Annotated in this window: 1 protein-coding gene; it reads right to left on the bottom strand. The window is 33.9% G+C overall.

Translation table 11 applies throughout. The features are described from left to right. Nucleotides 1-394 (bottom strand): hypothetical protein (locus tag AC1DWA_RS33490; protein WP_477917812.1); only part of this gene is annotated, 394 nt, incomplete at its 3' end. Between the last annotated feature and the right edge of the window lie 40 nt (nucleotides 395-434).

The following is a 434-nucleotide window of genomic DNA, read 5'->3' as shown; positions in this document are numbered from 1 at the left end:
GGTTTCCAACGTTAATTATTTTAAATACATGAGGTGAAGTTCCCCATTCCCTAGCTTCCTTTATAAAGTGGTCTGGAAGTCTTAAATCACTAATTACTGCTGATTGAATAGCATTTTTCGGATAATAACGTTCACGAAGAGTTTCAGAAACATAAATACATCCATAACTTTTTTCCAAGTGGTTTAAATGCATCTTTTTAAATACACTGGCTATGGTGTTAGGGAAAGGAAGATGTTTAGCTTTCAAAAATCCCGCATGCATAGATTGTTCTCCACGATTTTCTACAATATATGGTTTTTTATATTTTTTCAAAGCACGATAGGCTAGCTCAGCTTCAAAACATGGACTATGCAAAATTCCACAGTCCACACTCCTAACAATTTCTTTCACCATCCTAAACAACCTTGTAATTCCAGATAATTCTTTTTTATGT

The sequence above is a fragment of the Rhodococcus sp. P4_F3_2 genome (genome assembly GCF_056401335.1).
Note: the sequence above shows the minus strand (reverse complement) of the source record. Positions and strands in the feature narration are given on the sequence as shown.